This is a genomic window from Vibrio nereis NBRC 15637, from assembly GCF_001591105.1.
Taxonomy (GTDB): Bacteria; Pseudomonadota; Gammaproteobacteria; order Enterobacterales; family Vibrionaceae; genus Vibrio; species Vibrio nereis.
Map to the genome: position 1 here is coordinate 104,948 of NZ_BCUD01000003.1, position 20,521 is coordinate 125,468.

The 20,521-nt window shown below is 46.5% G+C and carries 13 protein-coding genes; 9 read left to right on the forward strand and 4 right to left on the reverse strand.

The window, feature by feature from the left end; translation table 11 throughout:
• Positions 1–286: 286 nt before the first annotated feature.
• Both VNE01S_RS04750 and gltB read right to left on the reverse strand, forming a co-directional pair.
• Positions 287–1,756 (reverse strand): glutamate synthase subunit beta, encoded by a 1,470-nt coding sequence (locus VNE01S_RS04750; RefSeq protein ID WP_053396657.1) that lies wholly within the window; start codon positions 1,754–1,756, stop codon positions 287–289.
• A complete protein-coding gene (gltB, locus tag VNE01S_RS04755) occupies positions 1,756–6,297 on the reverse strand; it encodes a glutamate synthase large subunit (protein ID WP_053396658.1) in 4,542 nt (1,513 codons plus the stop codon). The genes VNE01S_RS04750 and gltB overlap by 1 nt, the downstream gene beginning before the upstream one ends.
• Before the next feature lie 531 nt (positions 6,298–6,828).
• On the opposite strand from gltB, the gene mnmL reads away from it, so the two are divergent.
• From mnmL to VNE01S_RS04770, 3 genes are all read left to right on the forward strand, one after another.
• Positions 6,829–7,773 (forward strand): tRNA modification radical SAM protein MnmL/YtqA, encoded by a 945-nt coding sequence (gene mnmL / locus VNE01S_RS04760; RefSeq protein ID WP_053396659.1) that lies wholly within the window; start codon positions 6,829–6,831, stop codon positions 7,771–7,773.
• A 345-nt stretch (positions 7,774–8,118) separates the two neighbouring features.
• Positions 8,119–10,461: an aerobic respiration two-component sensor histidine kinase ArcB gene (gene arcB, locus VNE01S_RS04765; RefSeq protein WP_053396660.1), complete on the forward strand. Its 2,343-nt coding sequence runs from the start codon at positions 8,119–8,121 to the stop codon at positions 10,459–10,461.
• Between the two features lie 4 nt (positions 10,462–10,465).
• Positions 10,466–10,912 carry a hypothetical protein gene (locus tag VNE01S_RS04770; protein ID WP_053396661.1) on the forward strand — a complete coding sequence of 149 codons (447 nt, stop codon included), beginning with the start codon at positions 10,466–10,468 and terminating at the stop codon, positions 10,910–10,912.
• A 76-nt stretch (positions 10,913–10,988) separates the two neighbouring features.
• Here VNE01S_RS04770 and tolC read toward each other — a convergent pair whose 3' ends face one another.
• A complete protein-coding gene (gene tolC, locus VNE01S_RS04775; RefSeq protein ID WP_053396662.1) occupies positions 10,989–12,293 on the reverse strand; it encodes an outer membrane channel protein TolC in 1,305 nt (434 codons plus the stop codon).
• Between the two features lie 232 nt (positions 12,294–12,525).
• Here tolC and nudF point away from each other — a divergent pair, with 232 nt between their 5' ends.
• The 6 genes from nudF to parC all read left to right on the forward strand — a co-directional run bounded on the left by nudF (position 12,526) and on the right by parC (position 19,383).
• Complete coding sequence (gene nudF / locus VNE01S_RS04780) at positions 12,526–13,155, forward strand: ADP-ribose diphosphatase (RefSeq protein WP_053396663.1); 630 nt, start codon at positions 12,526–12,528, stop codon at positions 13,153–13,155.
• A complete protein-coding gene (locus VNE01S_RS04785) occupies positions 13,143–13,583 on the forward strand; it encodes a DUF1249 family protein (protein WP_053396664.1) in 441 nt (146 codons plus the stop codon). Before nudF ends, VNE01S_RS04785 begins: the two co-directional genes overlap by 13 nt.
• 10 nt (positions 13,584–13,593) lie before the next feature.
• Complete coding sequence (gene cpdA / locus VNE01S_RS04790; RefSeq protein WP_053396665.1) at positions 13,594–14,412, forward strand: 3',5'-cyclic-AMP phosphodiesterase; 819 nt, start codon at positions 13,594–13,596, stop codon at positions 14,410–14,412.
• A gap of 27 nt (positions 14,413–14,439) precedes the next feature.
• Positions 14,440–15,021: an esterase YqiA gene (yqiA, locus tag VNE01S_RS04795; RefSeq protein WP_053396666.1), complete on the forward strand. Its 582-nt coding sequence runs from the start codon at positions 14,440–14,442 to the stop codon at positions 15,019–15,021.
• A gap of 207 nt (positions 15,022–15,228) precedes the next feature.
• Positions 15,229–17,109, forward strand: coding sequence for a DNA topoisomerase IV subunit B (gene parE / locus VNE01S_RS04800; RefSeq protein ID WP_053396667.1), 1,881 nt, complete (start codon positions 15,229–15,231; stop codon positions 17,107–17,109).
• Positions 17,110–17,112: 3 nt separating this feature from the next.
• Complete coding sequence (gene parC, locus VNE01S_RS04805; protein ID WP_053396668.1) at positions 17,113–19,383, forward strand: DNA topoisomerase IV subunit A; 2,271 nt, start codon at positions 17,113–17,115, stop codon at positions 19,381–19,383.
• A 76-nt stretch (positions 19,384–19,459) separates the two neighbouring features.
• Here parC and degS read toward each other — a convergent pair whose 3' ends face one another.
• Positions 19,460–20,521 (reverse strand): outer membrane-stress sensor serine endopeptidase DegS, encoded by a 1,062-nt coding sequence (gene degS, locus VNE01S_RS04810; protein ID WP_053396669.1) that lies wholly within the window; start codon positions 20,519–20,521, stop codon positions 19,460–19,462.

Here is a 20,521-nt window from a genome sequence, read left to right on the forward strand (position 1 = left end):
AAATCATTTTCATCGACTTCACAACGTATAGCTTATTATGAAAAAGGTCAAGTTTTTGGTGAATAATCGCGCCAATGTGGGGTTTACCACTTAATGCACTAGAAAAGTTGTTTTAAATCAGAAGGATAGGTTTTCAATTGTTACACTTTTGCAACAATTGAATCCCGAAGAAATAAAAAAGGCCAGCACATTGTGCTGGCCAAATATAAAAGTTTGGAAGGAATGATTATTAATCGGTTATCACCCAGAATCATTGAAGGTCATTAGAGCCTGGGTGGTAACACTATTAAGCTGATAGCATAAGAGAGTCAGCTTTTGCTTCTAGATTGGTATTACCCATTAGATATTCATCCACAGCTCGAGCACATTCGCGGCCTTCATTGATACAGCGTACGACCAAAGATTGACCAGTGCGCATATCACCCGCAGCAAATACACCTGCTTGGTTAGTTTGGAAGTCTTGTGTTGCTACGTTACCGCGATCATCCAAAGTAATATCTAGCTGAGCTAATACGCCCGTTGGTTCTGGGTGTAGGAAGCCCATGGCCAGAAACGCCATATCACATGGGATCACGCGCTCGCTGCCTTCGACTTCTTTAAAACTTGGGCGCTCACCTGGTTTTGCGTCTTCCCAGACGATGTCTGCAAGACGTAGACCTGTGACTTCGCCTTTGTCATTGCCGATGAACTCTTTAGTCAGGATGTTCCAGTGGCGATCGACGCCTTCTTCATGAGAAGTCGAAGTACGCAGAATCATCGGGTACTGTGGCCAAGGCATATTAGCAGGGCGTTTCTCTGGTGGAATCGGCATGATTTCAACCTGAGTGATGCTTGCTGCTCCATGACGGTTAGATGTACCCACACAGTCAGAACCAGTATCACCACCACCGATCACCACAACATGTTTGCCCGCCGCGTGAACTTCTTCACCCTTCAGGTCCATATCGTTTGCACGGCGGTTGTTTTGCCCTAGGAATTCCATCGCGAAGTGAACGCCTTTTAGTTCACGACCAGGAACTGGTAAGTCACGTGGAACCGTTGAGCCACCAGTCAGTAGAACCACATCGAACTCTTGACGTAGTTGTTGAGCATTGACGTCAACACCGATGTGCTGGTTTACTTTGAACTCAACGCCTGCTTCTGCCATTAAGTTAATCTTACGGTCGATCACTTCCATGCTTAGTTTGAAGTCTGGAATACCAAAACGCAGTAGACCACCAACTTTCTCGTCACGCTCGAATACTGTTACGCTATGACCTGCGCTGTTTAGCTGCTCAGCAGCGGCGAGGCCAGCTGGGCCAGAACCGATGATCGCCACCGTTTTACCGGTGCGAGATCGTGGTGTTTTTGGCTTAGCGTATCCTTCACGATACGCCGTTTCGACGATAGTTTTCTCGATGTTACAGATGGTGATTGGGTCTTGGTTGATGCCCAAAACACACGCGCTTTCACATGGAGCAGGGCATACACGACCAGTAAACTCAGGGAAGTTATTGGTTGTACTAAGAATATTCCACGCTTCTTCCCAGCTATCACGGTAAACCGCGTCGTTGAATTCCGGGATGATGTTACCGATCGGGCAGCCGTTATGGCAAAACGGCACGCCACAGTCCATACAGCGAGAGGCTTGTGTATTGATCTTGTCGCCAAATTCGTCGTTTAGAACGAACTCTTTGTTGTTCTTAATACGCTCTGATGGGTCGATCTTTTGCGGTAATTCACGACCATGCTCTAAAAATCCAGTAGGCTTACCCATTACACTGCCTCCGCTTCTTGTTGTTGCGCTGCTTCTGCCTTGCGTTTTTGAAGTACGGCTTTGTAGTCGCGAGGCATGACTTTCACCATGCTTTGCAAGCTTGCTTCAAAGTTATCAAGGAACGATTGAGCAACTTCACTTCCTGTGAATTCGACATGCTTAGTCAGCATATCAAGTAGTAGATCTCTGTCTTCTTGTTCGATTGGGTCAAGGTCAACCAACTCTGGGTTCAGCTTCGACTCGAAGTCGCCTGATTTATCCCAAACGTAAGCGACACCGCCACTCATGCCAGCAGCGAAGTTACGACCAGTTGAACCTAGGATGATGGCTGCACCGCCAGTCATGTACTCACAACCGTGGTCACCAACGCCTTCTACAACCACTTTCGCGCCTGAGTTACGAACACAGAAACGTTCACCCGCCATACCGCGAATGAAAGACTCACCCGAAGTCGCACCGTAGAAACACACGTTACCGACCACGATGTTGTCTTCTGCGACAATGCTTGATTTCGCATCTGGGTATAACACCAAAGTACCGCCAGACAGACCTTTACCCCAGTAGTCGTTCGCATCGCCTTCCACTTCGAATTTCACGCCCTTGGCCAGGAATGCACCGAATGACTGACCCGCAGACCCGTTGAACTTCACATTCATTGGTTGAGGGAGACCTTGGTCTTTGTACACTTTCGAGATTTCGTTCGACAGCATGGTACCCGCAGAGCGGTCCGTGTTGACGATAGGGAACTCAGCATTGACCGCTTCGCCTTTCTCGAGTGCAGGGATAGCTGCTTGAATCAGTTTACGGTCAAGCACAGATTCTAGGTTGTGGTTCTGTTGCGTTTGGTTATGGATACCGTCTGACTCACGAGGCTGTTCAACATGAAGCACAGGAGACAGATCGAGGTTCTTGTATTTCCAATGAGAAACGTCTTGGCGAACTTTCAGTTTCTGGCCTTGACCGACCATCTCATCGATAGTGCGGAAGCCAAGTTCAGCCATGATTTCACGCAGACCTTGCGCCATGTACTGGAAGAAGGTTACGACGTCTTCTACGCGGCCATCAAAGCGCTCGCGAAGAGTCTTGTTCTGAGTTGCGATACCAACAGGGCAGGTGTTCTTATGACACTTACGCATCATTATACAACCTTCAACCACTAATGCTGCGGTTGCTACGCCCCATTCTTCTGCACCTAGTAGTGTTGCTACTGCAAGGTCACGAGGTGTCTTCATCTGACCATCCGCCTGAACCACGATACGGTTACGCAGACCGTTCTTGAGTAGCGTTTGGTGTGTTTCTGCCAAGCCAAGCTCCCAAGGAAGACCAGTATGGCGGATTGAAGACATTGGCGATGCACCTGTACCGCCATCGAAACCTGCGATCAGTACAACGTCTGCTTTTGCTTTCGCAACACCAGAAGCGATAGTACCTACGCCTGCTTCCGACACCAGTTTCACGTTTACGCGACCAGCACGGTTGGCGTTCTTCAAGTCGTAGATCAGCTGAGCCAAGTCTTCGATTGAGTAGATATCGTGGTGTGGCGGTGGCGAGATAAGACCGACGCCCGGAGTTGAGTGACGCGTTGCACCGATCCAGTCATCGACTTTATCGCCAGGTAGCTGACCACCTTCACCTGGTTTCGCGCCCTGAGCCATCTTGATTTGTAGCTCTTCCGCGTTGGTTAGGTAGTAAGAGGTGACGCCAAAACGACCTGAAGCAACCTGTTTAATAGCAGAACGTTCCCAGTCGCCGTTTTCTTTGCGCTCGAAACGCATTGGGTCTTCACCACCTTCACCAGAGTTCGATTTCGCGCCTAGGCGGTTCATCGCAACAGCCAGTGTTGAGTGTGCCTCGTAAGAGATCGAACCGAATGACATTGCACCCGTCGCGAAGCGTTTGACGATGCTTTCAATTGGCTCGACTTCGTCGATAGAGATGGAGCCTGCTGGGTTCTTAATAAACTCAAGTTGGCTACGCAGGGTGACTGCGTTGTCACCTTGTTTGTCTACCGCCGTCGCGTATTGCTTGAACTGATCGTAGTTCTTGTTACGCGTAGACTCTTGCAGTAGAGAAATGGTTTCTGGGTTGAATAGGTGTTTCTCACCACGTTGTTTCCATTGGTAAACACCACCCACATCCAGCATTTGGATTGGGATTTCACGTTGTGGGTAGCCTACGCGGTGACGAACGAGCACTTCTTTGGCGATATCGTCAAGCGTGAGACCTTGAATACGAGAAACCGTACCGGTGAAGTACTTCTCCACCACCGACTTATTGATACCTAGAGCTTCAAAGATTTGTGCGCCGTGGTAAGACTGAAGTGTCGAAATCCCCATCTTAGAGAAGATCTTCAATAGGCCGCCGTTTACCGCTTTACGGTAGTTGTCGAATAGCGTATCTAGTGATGCTTCAGGATCGAGCTTCTTGCGACGTTGCAAATCGACCAGTGTTTCTGTCACTAAGTATGGGTTGACTGCGTTTGCACCATAGCCGAACAAGGTAGCGAAGTGGTGTGTTTCTCGCGCGTCACCGGTTTCAACCACAATGCCACACTTGGCACGCAGGCCTTTGCGGATCAGGTGGTGGTGGACAGCGCCAACGGCTAGCATCGCTGGAATGGCAGCATGGTTTGAGTTCACCGCACGGTCTGTTAGTACGATGATTGAGTAACCGTCAACGACTGCGTCTTCAGCGTATTGGCAAATACGTTTTAGCGCGCGTTCTAGCTTGCCTTCTTCTTCACTGGCTTGGAAAACAATATCCAATGTTTTCGCTTGCAGGTGCTCGTTATCAATAGCACGTAATTTTTCTAACTCAGCGTTTGAGATGACAGGCGACTCAAGCTCTACCTTGCGACAGTGAGCCGGAGACTCAGATAATAGGTTCTGATCTTTACCTAGGTAAGTGTTCAGAGACATTACCATACGTTCCCGAATTGGGTCGATTGGCGGGTTGGTTACCTGGGCAAACAACTGTTTAAAGTAGTTAGATAGATGTTGTGATTGGTGTGAAAGCACAGCCAGTGGCCAGTCAGCACCCATTGCAGAAAGTGGTTCTTTACCATCATTCGACATAGGAACGATGATTTCATTCACTTCTTCTGTGCTGATACCAAACGCTTGCTGACGGTGAAGTAAACGCTCAGGCGTTGGCTGTGCGTGAGTGTTATCGGCTTCTGGAAGTTTGCTTAGGCTCAGTAGATTTTCTTTCACCCATTTTTCATAGGGTTGAGCGGTAGCAATGGTGTCTTTGACTTCTTCATCGGAAATGATTCGGCCTTGTTCAAGGTCGGCGACAAAGATACGACCTGGCTGCAAGCGACCACGGAATTCAACATTTTCAGGGGCAATTTCGACAACACCTGACTCAGAAGCCATCACTAGGAAGTCATCTTTGGTCACTGTGTAGCGTGAAGGACGTAGACCATTACGGTCAAGGGTTGCACCCACCTGAACACCGTCAGTGAAACAAACTGAAGCCGGACCATCCCATGGTTCCATGATATTCGCGTGGTATTGATAGAACGCGCGACGTGTAGGATCCATGTTTTTGTTTTCTTGCCATGCTTCTGGGATCATCATCATCAGAGCATGTGGCAGAGTACGGCCAGAAAGAACGAGGAGTTCCAGCGCCATATCGAAGTTGGATGAATCCGAGCTGCCTTCCTGACAGATCGGCAGTAGCATGTCGATCTCGGCTTGGGTAAACAAGTCAGACTGAATGATGGCTTCGCGCGCTTTCATCCAGTTCAAGTTACCGCGCACCGTGTTGATTTCGCCGTTGTGAGCAATGTAACGGAAAGGCTGCGCCAGACGCCATTTAGGGAAGGTGTTGGTAGAAAAACGAGAGTGCACCAGCGCCAATGCTGTCACCATCGTAGGGTTCTGTAAATCTAGGAAGTATTGAGGTACCTGCTCTGTGGTTAGCTGACCTTTGTACACCAACGTCTTGTAAGACATTGAGTTGATGTAAAAATCATCACCAATGTTTGACACGCTTTCAAGGCAAACACGAACTGTGTAGTTACGCAAAACGTAAAGTTTACGCTCAAGTTCTTCTGGTGTTGTGCTTGGCCCACCAGAGATAAATACGTGCTCAAATTGAGGTTCAGTGCTTAACGGATCAGAACCGATCATCGAGTTGTCGGTTGGAAGTACACGATAACCCAGTACTTCTAAATCAAGGCGTTTAGCGTTGCGTTCCAAAATATCGCGGCACTGAGCACGCTTATGCTCGTCCTTAGGAAACAGTACAACACCAACACCGTATTTTTCGAAAGAAGGCAGTTTAATGCCTAGCTTTACCGCTTCTTCCAAAAGAAATTCGTGTGGTTTTTGCAACAAGATACCCGCACCGTCACCGCTGCATGGGTCACAACCTTGACCGCCACGGTGTTCCATGCGTGCTAGCATATCGAGTGCTTGAGTCACAACGTCATGCGATTTACGGTTTTTAAGGTGAGCAACAAAACCGATACCACAAGCGTCGTGCTCCAGCTCAGGAGTATAAAGACCTTGGGCTTTTTGCTCTCTATCTACCATAGATACATCCTTCCAGTTCAATAGGCGCGCAAATACCAGTCGAAACCAGTTTTACGACCTGTCCTTTATTTTTATGATTCGAAGTCATCCTAGGTTGGCGACTTTGAGTCCATTCCGCCTCTCGCAGGAAAAATATTGCGAGATAAACAATCCTTGGTGATATCCGTTTTTTTTGTATCACTATGCAGTGATTTATATAGGTGGGGTGGGATTATCACCGAAGTTTTAGTCATTGCATGTGTAATTAAATACACAAAAAACACTAAAATCTGAAAGTATCCTACAATCTTGTCAGCTTTGAATGCAATCAAAATTCGTTCTGTCGCCCACATTTTTTGGGTTATAAATTGATTAATATGTTTAACTTTTGATTAACATAGTGCTTGAGGCACGGATTTTATGCATGTTTATTGACTTCGCATAACATTGCAGTTGTTTGAAACCGCTACATTTCTCCATCCTATATTTTCAGTATTGTAATTTTATTACAATGATCGCAATGATATTCATTCTCGCACTTTAGGGGTTAGCATGCAGTTACATGAGCTGGTGAACACAATCGGTCAGGACCTTCAACGTCGCTACGGTGAAAAAGTACACAAGCTAACCTTACATGGCGGATTTAGCTGCCCTAACCGTGATGGAACTATCGGGCGAGGGGGATGCACATTTTGCAATGTTGCCTCATTTGCTGACGAAGAAGCGCAGATCAAAAGCATTCATGAGCAGTTGAAAGATCGTGCTGGAGAAATCCATCGAGCAAAGCGTTATCTAGCGTATTTTCAGGCATACACGAGTACTTATGCGGAAGTACAGGTCCTGAAAAATATGTATGAAGAGGCGTTAAAAGCGGCCGATATTGTTGGTTTATGCGTTGGAACACGCCCAGATTGTGTGCCTGATTCAGTCTTAGATTTACTTTCTGAGTATGTGAATAAGGGGTATGAGATTTGGCTAGAGTTGGGTCTACAAACCGCAAATAATCAGACGCTGAAGCGTATTAATCGTGGCCATGATTTTGAGTGCTATGCTGAAATTACCAAGAAAGCCCGAGCTCTGGGGATCAAAGTTTGTACGCATTTGATCGTAGGATTACCAAAAGAAAGCCGCAATGATAACGTGGAAACAATGCATAAAGTGCTTGCTGTGGGGACCGACGGAATCAAGCTGCATGGGCTGCACATCGTTGAAGGCAGCACGATGGCCAAAGCGTGGAAAGCGGGTCGGTTAGAAGCGCCAACTTTGGATGACTATGTCACAATAGCCAGTGAGCTTATTCGTATGACTCCACCGGAAGTGGTTTATCACCGAGTTTCTTCAGCGGCGAGAAGGCCCACTTTGCTGGCTCCTCTGTGGTGTGAAAACCGCTGGTTAGCGATGACAGAGATCGGAAAGTCACTTAACCTAGAAGGTGCGCAAGGCTCGCTCTCAGGCAAACCGTTTGTATATAAAAAGCCAGTGCTCAAAGCGCGTTGATAAAGACTGCATCTTCTGCGTTTAACAGGTTACATATTCAACAATCATCAGGCCATTGTTATCGTCAAATATATACATATCACACATCCAACAATTACCATTCTAATGGCATAGGATTCTTTTAGCCGTGGGTAGATAAAACGGGTAACATTGGCCTGTATCTGTGTAAGTAGTTGTACAATCTAACCCGCTAGCGTTGCTAAGCTGAGACTATGTACTGCCTTCTTATGTATTTTATGTGAGTACAGCTTAAATTCTCTTTACTGACTTTGGCTTAGCAGAACACCATTTCAGTCATTACTTCTTCAGATCGCTACATTCTTTTGTTATCGCACGGAGCGCTTCATGAAGCCGATCAAAAATCTTGCCCAATATTATGTCGACCTCCTAGTTAAACTGGGTATTTTACGTTTCTCCATTTTACTTGCATTAGCTTTGGTTGCACTTGCTGTTGTCGTTCAGGTCGGCGTGACATTGGTGTTGACCGGGCATGTTGATGATATTGATATTGTCCGTTCGGTTTTCTTTGGTCTGTTGATCACTCCTTGGGCGGTTTATTTCTTGTCTGTAGTGGTCGATCAGCTTGAAGAATCTCGCCAGCGTTTAACCAAGTTGGTGTCTAAGCTCAAAGATATGCGTTCGCGAGATCAGGAACTAAATCAACAACTGCAAAAAAATATTATCAAGCTGAATCAAGAGATTGAAGAGCGTATTAAGGCGGAATCCGCTAGAGAAGAAGCGATGAAAGACCTTGAGAATGAGGTGTATCAGCGTGAACGTACTCAAGTGGAATTGGCCGAAAGAACGGCGCTACTTCGCTCCTTCATTGATGCTTCGCCGGACTTGATTTACTACCGCAACGCCGAGGGGGTGTTTTCTGGCTGTAACCGCGCAATGGAAGAGCTGACCGGTAAAAACGAAAATCAGCTGGTGGGGTTAACTCCTTGGGATGTTTACAGCAAAGAAGTGGCTCAGCAAATTGTTGATACCGACCAAAAAGTATTTGCAGACAACCAAACCCTGACTTACGAGCAGTGGCTTGAGTACCCAGACGGACGTCGAAATTACTTTGAACTGCGCAAAGTACCTTTCTACAGTAAAGATGGTCGCCACCTTGGCTTAGTTGGCTTCGGTCGTGATATTACTGAGCGTAAACGCCATGAAGAATCACTCGAAAAAGCCAGTCGCGATAAAACGACCTTTATTTCTACCATTAGCCATGAGCTACGAACCCCACTTAATGGCATTGTGGGCTTAAGCCGAATGTTGCTGGATACGCCGCTCAGTGAAGAACAGCGCCACCATATGCAGACCATTAACGTCAGTGCGATCACGCTTGGCAACATCTTTAATGACATCATCGATATGGATAAATTTGACCGCCGTAAACTGGAGTTGTACCCATCGGTACTGAACTTCGAGCAATTCGTCGGTGAGGTAGAAAGTATTGCGGCTCTGATGGCATCACAAAAAGGCCTGCGCTTTGATCTGGAGCGATTAAGTGATTTGCCTTCAGCGATAGAAGTTGACGCGACGCGCCTGCGTCAAGTGCTGTGGAATTTGATCAGCAATGCGATGAAGTTTACTAAGGAAGGCGGTGTGGTCATGTCTGTCAGTGCGGATGTGGAAGATGCGCTTGCGAACATTACCATCGAAGTGGAAGACAGTGGTATCGGCATTCCCGAGTCAGAATTAGATAAAATCTTTGCTATGTACTACCAAGTGAAATCGGGCAAAGACAACCTTCACGCGGTCGGTACAGGCATCGGGCTTTCCGTATCAAAACAACTGATCAATATGATGGATGGAGACATTACCGTTGCCAGTGAGGAAGGTTTTGGTAGCACGTTTACCGTCACGATTCGAGTGCCTTTAGCGGAGGCTGAAGAATCACAGCAAGTGGAACCTCAGCAGCAACCTGAGCTTAATATTTTTATGGTAGAAGATATTGAGCTCAACATCACCGTTGCACGCTCTTTGCTGGAAAGTATGGGGCATGAAGTGTCGGTGGCGATGACAGGTGAAGAAGCGATCGAAATGTTCGACCCAGAACTGTATGACTTGGTGTTCCTAGATATCCAACTGCCGGATATGACAGGCTTTGATGTCGCGGAGTTCTTCAGAAAAACTTACAGAGATTTGCCTCCTTTGGTGGCATTAACGGCAAATGTACTCAAAAATAAAACAGAGTATTTAGAGAAAGGCATGGATGACGCGATCAGCAAACCATTGTCAGTGACTGACGTGCAGAATGTTATTGCTAAATTTGCCCAAGGGGGGGCGAGCCTGCCTGTTCAACCTGTGGAGAAAGAGGTTGAAACAACTGACAGTAATGACAGCTACGCGCATTTACTGGATCTAGACATGCTTGAGTCGTATGTCGATATTGTTGGACCTCAGCCCGTATTAGACAGCATCCAAATGTTTGAAGAGATGATGCCGGAATATATCAATGTGTTGGATTCCAACATGGTAGCGAAGCACCAAGAGGGCATTGTTTCAGAAGCGCATAAAATCAAAGGTGCAGCGGGTTCTGTTGGGCTTAAACACATCCAGAGTGTGGCTCAAAAAGCGCAATCACCAGATTTACCCGCATGGTGGGAAAATATCGATGACTGGGTCGAAGAGATGAGAAACGAATATCAGCATGATATTAAAGTATTGAAAGAGTGGTTAGCTCAAAGGTAGCGCGATGAATAAATGTGTGTTGTTAGGGTTAGCGGTCTTTGGCCTCAGTGCTTGTTCTAGTGATATGGTCACTGAAAAAGCTTCCCATCGAATGGTGATAGAGCAGGCGCAAGTCGCACTCAATAGCCACCTTTGGATCAATATGATGCCCACAATCGGTGAAGTGCAAGACCGAGCCTTACATGGGTCATTGTATTTGGAATCGGAACAAATATTACCAGTGGATATGGACGTCAAGCGTGTAATGATTCGACAAGGAGAGATGGATTGGACTATAGACGGTGAGCTACTTGAACTGCGTAACCATAACCAGAATAAGTGGGAAGTGGCATTTATATGGCAGTTTGAAATCAATCCAGACTACCCGGTTGATGTTTTCCTTGAGATAGAATCCAGTACACAAACTGCCACGCTCGCTGAGCGGGACGTGAAAGTACAGTTTGTCTATTAAGCCGCTGATCCATTGAAATAAAAAGGCTTGCCAATCGGCAAGCCTTTCTTTTATCTATTTTACTTAACCTATAAGGTTATTTCGCAGCTTTTAAACCAGCGTTGATATCTAGAATATCTTGCTCGCTTAACGTACCCACGGCTTGACGCAGTTGTAGAACGCTTAGGATGTAGTCATAGCGTGCGTTTGAGAGATTCTTATTGGCATCGTATAGACGACGAGTTGAGTCTAATACATCCACAATTGTACGAGTACCAACATCAAAGCCTGCTTCGGTTGCTTCCAATGCTGAGCGCGCAGAGACTACTGTTTGCTCATAAGCACGCAGAGCGCCAATCGATGCGCTGATGTTGTTATTGAAGGCACGAACATCTTTAACCACATTACGATAAGCCGCTTCTAGGTTCTGGCTTGCTGCTACGTAACTGTACTCGGCTTGTTTGGTTTGTGACGTAATGTTGCCGCCAGTGTACAAAGGTACCGCTAGGTTTAGGCCAACGCTAAAGTCAGACGCATCATATGGGCTGCTGTTGTCATTGCTTTCGTCTGTATAGTTGTAACCGCCATCCAAAGTCAGTGATGGCAGGTGGCCTGAACTTGCTAGGGAAATTTGATCTTTTGCTACGTCTTGCGCAATGCGTGCAGACAGTAGGTTAAGGTTTTTTTCCTGAGCATCTCCAATTAGTTGCTCTACCGGTGTTTTCGGTTTGCTAGCAGCGAAGCGTCGAGTATCTAACACATCAAGATTAGAGTGCTGTTGACCCGTAATCTCACGCAGGCCTTCGTAACTATTATTTAGTTCGTTACGCGCTAGGACTTCGTCTGCCAATACTGAATCGTATTGCGCTTGTGCGTCATGTACGTCAGTGATTGCGGATAACCCAACTTCAAAACGTTGTTTGGTTTGTTCCAGTTGGCGAGCAACCGCGGCTTTTTCCGCACGAACAAACACTAGGTTGTCTTTCGCGCGAAGGACTTCAAAGTAAGCTTGAGATACGCGTAAGATCAATGATTGTTGAGCAGCGGCATAAGCGGCATCTTGCTGACGAGCACTCTTTTCTGAAATATCAAGTGTGACCCAGCTTGAACGTTTGTACAGTTCTTGTGAGAAGTTAACCCCAGCGGTGAACTTGTCGCTGTCTCTTGGATCAATATCGCTACGGTTTAGGCTGTAACCTGCGTTTAATGAAATTTGAGGCAGCAAAGTAGCTCGGCTCGAGTTGACTGCTTCGAAGGCTGCATCACGTTGCGCGGCAGCACTTAAAAGCGTCGGGTCATTTTCTTTCGCTTGATTGTAAATGTCTGCCAGAGTATCCGCATAAGCTGCGCTGCTCATGCTACCTAGTGCAGCACTAATAAATAGTGGAAGCAGTTTCTTCATGGGTTCTTTTCCTGCCAATATATGAAAACGGTGACTGTTCACGAGTTTAACTCAAAGTGATGTTAATTCATGCAAAACTTTGCAAATTTTTACACTTAACTGACCGGTTGTGCAATAAAATAATCTGTTTATTTAACTCAGAATATAAAAATTATATAAAAAGTTGAGCCATGTCCTTGGAAGTAAAGGTTCTGTCTGAGTAAACTATATGATTCATTCAGTGAGGTGCCAAATGCAACTATCTGACAAAAGAGACAGCGAGTTTACCCCTCAGGATGTAGAAATTGTCTCGAAAGAAACATTATTTAAGGGTTTTTTCCGCATGGTGAAATACCGTTTCAAACACAGGTTGTTTGAAGGCGGTTGGAGCCAACCCATTGATCGAGAGATGTTTGACCGTGGCCATGCAGCGGCTCTACTGCCTTATGACCCGGTGACAGACCAGGTTGTGATTGTTGAGCAAATCCGTGTCGGGGCGCTTGAACATGCCCACCCTTGGCAGCTGGAAATTGTGGCCGGTATTATCGATGAAGGGGAGTCAGCAGAAGACGTCGTACGTCGTGAAGCCGTCGAAGAAGCGGGAATAAATGTAGCCGATCTTGAAAAAGTGACATCCTACTATCCGTCTTCGGGTGGTTGCTCGGAAAAACTCGATGTTTTTGTTGGTAAGGTAGATGCTTCCACCGCACATGGTGTTCATGGTTTAGACTATGAAGGTGAAGATATCCGGGTTCATGTCGTGAGCCGCGAACAAGCTTACCAATGGGTTGTCGACGGTACATTTGAAAACGGTGCTTCGATCATTGCTCTACAATGGTTGGAGTTAAACCACCAACGTTTAAGAAGCGAATGGCAAAAGTAGCAGAAAAAAAGCCGTATCATGTTGATTTAGCAGACTTGATGCGCACGTATGAAACGAACTATGCAAAACTGAACGCTCTCATTCCAGGTAATGCGAGCGTCGGTGATGTTCGCTGCTACCAAGCCGCTAGTATGACGTATCAAATTCAAGTGGGCGAAGTCACAAAGTACACAACTTTGGTCGATATCTGTCAAAGTGATGATATTCCGGTGTTTCCATTGCCCAGAATGTCTGTCAGGCTCTACCACGATGCTCGCGTTGCAGAAGTTTGTGCATGTGATCATTTAAAACGCGTCGATGCACGCTACGATTACCCAAATGACAAAATGGTTCAACAAGACGAAAAAGTACAACTGAACCGTTTTTTGGGCGATTGGTTAACTTTTTGTCTACGGCACGGTATTAGCCGGACACCGATCAATATTTAGGTTTGTAATTTTGAAAGTAACTTCCAGCTCATCAGATGGCAGTATAAAGCTGCTCCAAATTACAGATACTCATCTGTTTGAAGCAACAGATGGCAGCTTGTTGAGTGTAAATACATGCGATAGCTTTCAAGCTGTTGTTGATGCGATCATAAAACAAGCATGCTCATATGATGCTGTCTTAGCAACTGGTGACATTTCACAAGATCATAGTGAAGTGTCTTATCAGCGCTTTGAGAAAGGTATCATTCCACTGCAAAAGCCTTGCTTTTGGCTTCCTGGTAACCATGATTATAAGCCGAATATGTCGTCGGTAATGCCTTCACAGCAAATCCAACAAGTAGAACACGCTTTGTTGGGTGAACACTGGCAGATGATCATGCTAGACTCCCAAGTTGTGGGTGTCCCTCACGGACGATTAAGTGATCAGCAACTCGCTTTGTTGGAAGAAAAGTTAGCTGAGAATGCTGAGCGTCACACGCTAATACTGTTGCACCACCATCCTATTTTGGTCGGCAGCGCATGGTTGGATCAGCATACTCTGAAAGACTCGCATGACTTTTGGCAAGTGGTTGATAAATACGACAACGTTAATGCTGTGTTATGCGGGCATGTTCACCAAGATATGAACGTGACTCGTCACAAAGTGCGTGTAATGGCAACGCCGTCCACGTGCATTCAGTTCAAACCGGACTCAGATGATTTTGCTCTGGATACACTTGCTCCAGGCTGGCGTGAGTTAGAGCTCAAAGCAGATGGCAGTTTGAATACGACCGTTAAGCGTTTACCTCAGGGAAGTTTTCAGCCAGACTTCAATTCCGCGGGCTACTAAACGGCAACTGGTATTACTAGGATTACTATGAAACCATCACTACTTCTTTATATTCATGGCTTTAACAGTTCACCACTGTCACATAAAGCAAATGTGATGAGGGAGTATTGTGAACAGTATAGACCTGACATTAAAGTCGTGGTGCCAAAGCTTCCTTGTTTTCCTCAACTCGCTGCCCAGCATTTGGCTGAGATAGTTGAACAATATAAGCAAGATTACAAAATCGGCTTAGTGGGTAGCTCTTTAGGCGGTTACATGTCACTGTGGTTAAATCATCAATTTGGTTTTAAAGCCGTAGTGGTTAACCCAGCAGTGAAACCTTATGAACTACTCGTTGATTATCTTGGCGAGCAGGTGAACCCATACACAGATGAAACTTATCTTCTAGAGCATAAGCATATCGATGAGCTTATTGCGCTAGATACTTCTGAAATAAAGCAACCAATCGACTTTTGGTTATTGCAACAAGAAGACGACGAAGTACTCGATTATCGTCAAGCGGTAGAAAAATTCTCAGGCTCAAAGCAGACTGTTGAGAAAGGCGGTGACCACAGCTTTATTGAATTTGAACGATATCCATCGCAAATTATCGAATTCCTCGAACTCTAATCTTCGTTGAGGGAAAAGTCATAAATTTGCGGGTTACTTGCGTAACTCGCTTGACATCATTATGTCTCTTCCAGACTATGTTCCACTTAAACTTGAGCGGCTTTATCCGGTCATAAATTGATCGTTTCTGGCACTTGTAAATTATTAGTGAGCTTCATTAATAGCTGGTCAAGTACTCTTTTTATTCTTTATAACGATATCCGTATTATGACTGAACAATATAATGCGAAAGACCTCTCGGTTCTTGAAGGTCTCGACCCAGTACGACATCGTCCTGGCATGTATACCGAAACAGAGCGACCAAACCACTTAGCGCAAGAAGTTATTGATAACTCGGTGGATGAGGCTCTCGCAGGGCATGCTAAGAAGATCAAAGTCATTCTCCATGCCGACCAATCTCTAGAAGTTATCGATGATGGTCGAGGCATGCCAGTTGATATTCACCCTGAAAAAGGTATTTCAGGTGTCGAACTTATCATGACCAAGCTGCACGCTGGTGGTAAGTTCTCTAACGACAACTATAAGTTCTCAGGTGGTTTACACGGTGTTGGTATATCGGTAGTAAACGCGCTATCGAAACGTGTTGAAGTGACGGTCAAACGTGAAGGTCAGGTGCATGAAATTGCATTTGAAAATGGCGTTACCGTTACTGATCTAAAAGTGACAGGTACTTGTGGCCACCGCAATACAGGTACAGCAGTACATTTCTGGCCTGACAGTAAATACTTCGACAGCTTTAAATTTTCGTCCATTCGCTTAGTGAATAACTTACGTGCGAAAGCGGTGCTTTGTCCGGGGCTGGAAATTGTCTTCAGTGACAAAGTAAATAACGAAGAGCACAAGTGGTACTACGAAGACGGCCTAAAAGACTACCTCGCAGAAGGGGTGAAAGGTTACCCAGTATTGCCGGAGCAGCCATACATTGGTGAATTTGTTGCCGATATTGAAATGGCGAATTGGGCAGTGATCTGGCAGCCAGAAGGCGGCGAAATGATCACCGAAAGTTACGTTAACCTCGTACCAACTAAGCAAGGTGGTACGCACGTGAACGGACTACGGCAAGGCTTGCTGGATGCCATGCGAGAGTTTTGTGAATTCCGTAACCTGCTTCCTCGTGGTGTTAAGCTGACCGGGGACGATATTTTCGACCGTTGTTCTTATGTGCTATCGGTGAAAATGCAAGATCCGCAGTTTGCAGGGCAAACCAAAGAACGCCTTTCTTCGCGTCAAACGGCAGCGTTTGTGTCAGGTGTAGTGAAAGACGCATTCAGTTTATGGCTCAACGAGAAACCTCAGTTGGCCGAGCAACTAGCGGAAGTGTGCATTGCGAACGCTCATCGCCGTATGCGTGCGAGCAAAAAGGTCGTGCGTAAGAAGGTTGCCTCAGGTCCTGCATTGCCCGGTAAGCTGACAGATTGCTCGGTACAAGATTTAAACCGTACTGAAATTTTCTTCGTCGAGGGTGACTCGGCTGGCGGTTCTGCCAAGCAAGCACGTGACCGCGAATTCCAAGCAGTGATGCCACTGCGCGGTAAAATCCTGAACACGTGGGAAGTCTCGGCAGACCAAGTGCTGGCGTCACAAGAAGTGCATGATATTTCGGTTGCTCTGGGGATTGACCCAGACAGCGATAACTTAGACGGGCTCCGTTACGGCAAAATTTGTATCCTAGCCGATGCGGACTCGGATGGTCTGCACATCGCGACTCTATTGTGTGCACTGTTCACTCGTCATTTTAAAACCTTAGTTGAAGCAGGGCATATCTATGTTGCTATGCCTCCTTTGTATCGTATCGACTGTGGTAAAGAAGTGTTCTACGCACTGGACGATGATGAAAAAGAAGGCATTTTAGAGCGTCTTTCGAAGAAAAAAGCCAAAATCAACGTGCAGCGATTCAAAGGTCTGGGTGAGATGAACCCACTTCAGCTGCGTGAAACCACCATGGATCCGAATACTCGTCGCTTAGTTCAGCTGACTATTGATGATACTGAATCGACGATGGAAATGATGGATATGCTGCTAGGTAAGAAACGTGCGGATGACCGCCGAGCCTGGCTACAGAACAACGGTGATTTGGCAGAGGTTTAACGGATGTCCACAGAAATTACATACGATGGCGTTGAACAATTGCCGATGCGCAAGTTCACTGAAGACGCTTATCTAAATTACTCAATGTACGTCATCATGGACCGAGCATTGCCGTACATCGGCGACGGTTTAAAACCGGTTCAGCGACGTATCATTTACGCGATGTCGGAGCTTGGTCTGTCGGCAGCCGCGAAATATAAGAAATCAGCCCGTACGGTTGGTGACGTGTTAGGTAAATATCACCCCCACGGTGACTCGGCGTGTTACGAAGCCATGGTACTGATGGCTCAGCCGTTTTCTTACCGTTATCCGCTGGTGGATGGTCAGGGTAACTGGGGTGCTCCCGATGACCCGAAATCATTTGCGGCGATGCGTTATACCGAAGCAAAATTGTCTAAGTTTGCCGAAGTACTTCTCGGCGAGCTAGGTCAGGGCACAGTTGAATGGCAGCCTAATTTTGATGGCACGATGAAAGAGCCACAAATGTTGCCAGCACGTTTGCCACATATTCTGCTGAATGGTGTGACGGGTATTGCTGTTGGTATGGCGACCGATATTCCGCCGCACAACGTTCGTGAAGTGGCTGAGGCCGCGATTCATCTTATCGATAGCCCGAAAGCGGAACTGGCGGATGTAATGAACTTTGTTAAAGGTCCGGATTACCCGACCGAAGCTGAGATCATTTCGCCAAAAGCGGATTTGGAAAAAATCTACCGTACCGGCAGAGGCAGCATTAAAATGCGCGCGGTATGGCATAAAGAGGGCTCAGACCTAGTCATTACAGCTCTGCCACACCAAGTGTCTGGCGCGAAATTGCTTGAGCAGATCGCAAATCAAATGCGCGCGAAGAAACTGCCAATGGTCGATGATCTTCGCGATGAATCGGATCATGAAAACCCAACGCGCATTGTGATCGTACCGCGTTCAAACCGTGTCGATTGTGACCAGTTGATGAATCACTTGTTCGCATCCACGGATCTAGAAAAGAACTACCGCGTAAACTTGAACATGATTGGCCTTGATAACCGCCCTCAGGTTAAAGGCTTGGTACAGATCCTGTCTGAATGGATTGAGTTCCGCCGCGCTACTGTTCGTCGTCGTTTGCAGCACCGCTTAGACAAAGTTCTGGCGCGTCTGCATATCTTAGAAGGTTTATTAGTTGCTTACTTAAACCTAGACGAAGTGATTGAAATTATCCGTACTGAAGATGATCCTAAAGCGGTGCTGATGGCGCGTTTTGGCATCACGGATATTCAAGCTGATGCGATTCTGGATACCAAACTTCGTCACCTAGCGAAACTGGAAGAGATGAAGCTGCGCGGTGAGCAGGATGAGCTTGAAAAAGAACGTGAGAAACTTGAGCAATTGCTTGGATCTGAGCGCCGTCTTAACACACTACTGAAGAAAGAAATCAAAGCAGACGCAGAGAAGTATGGTGATGATCGCCGTTCACCACTTGTTGAACGTGCGGAAGCAAAAGCGCTCACCGAGCGAGATCTTATTCCTAGTGAGCCAATCACGGTTGTGCTGTCAGAGAAAGGTTGGATTCGTCACGCCAAAGGGCATGATGTTGATGCTCAAGGGCTTAACTACAAGTCTGGTGATGAATACCTTGCCCATGCTCGTGGTAAGAGTAACCAGCAGGCGGTGTTCCTCGGCAGTGATGGGCGTAGTTATTCGTTAGAATCACACTCATTGCCATCGGCACGAAGTCAAGGTGAGCCTATCACTGGTCGTCTCAATATTACGGCTGGTAGCAGCGTTCGCCAGGTCATTATGGGTGAAGATGAACAACTTTGGCTAGTTGGTTCTGACGCAGGTTACGGTTTCGTGTGTAAAGGTAGCGATTTGCTGTCTAAAAACCGCAGTGGTAAAGCTTTGGTCACCTTGCCTGCAAATGCGGAAGTGATGACGCCAGATGCGATTTCGGACATAGACTCCGATGAAATTGTGGCGATCACTAATCAAGGTAGAATGTTACTGTTCCCGATTAAAGATCTACCGCAGTTAGCGAAAGGGAAAGGGAATAAGATCATTAATATCCCTGCTGCCAAAGCCAAAGAGCGTGAAGAAGTGCTTTCACACCTTATTGCTGTTCCTAATGGTGCAACGTTGACACTTTACGCCGGTAAGAGGAAGCTCGGGTTGAAACCAAGTGACCTTGATAATTATCGCGGAGAGCGTGGACGCCGTGGTGGGTTACTGCCTCGTGGCTTGCAGAGAGTGACGAAAATTGAAATAGAAAGTGCGATGAACACTAGCACTGAAGAGTAAATGAAAAATCCCATGCACAGCATGGGATTTTTTTATGATGTGACGATCAAAACATATGCTTGTCTCGTTCGGTAAACTAGCGGGTATCCTCTGATACAGTGACATTCAGCGTTTTCTCTTGCCCTTGGCGTAGAATATCAATATCTACTGTAGTACCTGGGCGAAGGTCAGTAACGAGATCCATCACGCTCTGACGGCCGTTAATCTTCTTACCATCTATGGTTAGAATAATATCTTGGACTTGAAAGCCAGCGTCAGCAGCAGGGCCATTGGGATCAATACCGAGCACGATGATGCCGCCTGCATGCTCGCTGCCGAGTAGGCGAGAAGTCACAGACTTGATATCTTTACCATCAATGCCGATATAGCCACGTATGACACGCCCATCAGCAATAATTTTCCCCATGATCTTATTGGCTAACTGGTAGGGAATTGCAAATGAAATACCGTAGGTTTCCAGCTCAGTCGCTTGTTGGAATGAAGCGGTATTGATACCCACAAGCTCGCCGCGGGTGTTGACCAATGCGCCGCCAGAGTTGCCTTCATTGATGGCGGCATCGGTTTGGATAAACGCCTGGCGACCATCTAAGCTGATAGAAGAGCGACCAGTAGCTGAAATAATGCCAAATGTGGTGGTTTGGCCCAAGTTATATGGGTTACCAATCGCCAAAACAACGTCGCCAACGTTTGGTGTATAGTTTGGATTGAGCGGGATAACGGGCAGGTTAGAACCTTCTACACGTAAAACCGCAATATCCGTACGACGATCTTTGCCTACCAATTGTGCGGCAGCAACCCGACCATCTTGTAACGCGACAACAATCTGATCCGCTTGCGCGACAACGTGGTAGTTAGTAATGATGTAGCCTCTTTCACTGACAATCACTCCAGAACCTAGCCCTTGAACCTGCAGTTTTGAGCGATCATTCTCGGTGTATTTTCGGCTGTAAATATTCACGACAGCGGGCGCGGCATTACGCACCGCATAATTAAAAGAAATTTGTTGCGGGCCTCGGTTTTCCGTTTCCGAAGATGTGGAGGGAGGAAGAATATTGGTGCGTAGCGATGGGATAGCGAGCAGTAAAATGACAGCACTGATCAGCCCCAAAACTACAGAGCGCAACATGAATTGCAGCAT

Coding starts and splice junctions, on each gene's coding strand:
- VNE01S_RS04750 (WP_053396657.1), bottom strand. CDS start 1,756: ATGGGTAAGCCTACTGGATTTTTAGAGCATGGTCGTGAATTACCGCAA.
- gltB (WP_053396658.1), bottom strand. CDS start 6,297: ATGGTAGATAGAGAGCAAAAAGCCCAAGGTCTTTATACTCCTGAGCTG.
- mnmL (WP_053396659.1), top strand. CDS start 6,829: ATGCAGTTACATGAGCTGGTGAACACAATCGGTCAGGACCTTCAACGT.
- arcB (WP_053396660.1), top strand. CDS start 8,119: ATGAAGCCGATCAAAAATCTTGCCCAATATTATGTCGACCTCCTAGTT.
- VNE01S_RS04770 (WP_053396661.1), top strand. CDS start 10,466: ATGAATAAATGTGTGTTGTTAGGGTTAGCGGTCTTTGGCCTCAGTGCT.
- tolC (WP_053396662.1), bottom strand. CDS start 12,293: ATGAAGAAACTGCTTCCACTATTTATTAGTGCTGCACTAGGTAGCATG.
- nudF (WP_053396663.1), top strand. CDS start 12,526: ATGCAACTATCTGACAAAAGAGACAGCGAGTTTACCCCTCAGGATGTA.
- VNE01S_RS04785 (WP_053396664.1), top strand. CDS start 13,143: ATGGCAAAAGTAGCAGAAAAAAAGCCGTATCATGTTGATTTAGCAGAC.
- yqiA (WP_053396666.1), top strand. CDS start 14,440: ATGAAACCATCACTACTTCTTTATATTCATGGCTTTAACAGTTCACCA.
- parE (WP_053396667.1), top strand. CDS start 15,229: ATGACTGAACAATATAATGCGAAAGACCTCTCGGTTCTTGAAGGTCTC.
- parC (WP_053396668.1), top strand. CDS start 17,113: ATGTCCACAGAAATTACATACGATGGCGTTGAACAATTGCCGATGCGC.
- degS (WP_053396669.1), bottom strand. CDS start 20,521: ATGCTGCAATTCATGTTGCGCTCTGTAGTTTTGGGGCTGATCAGTGCT.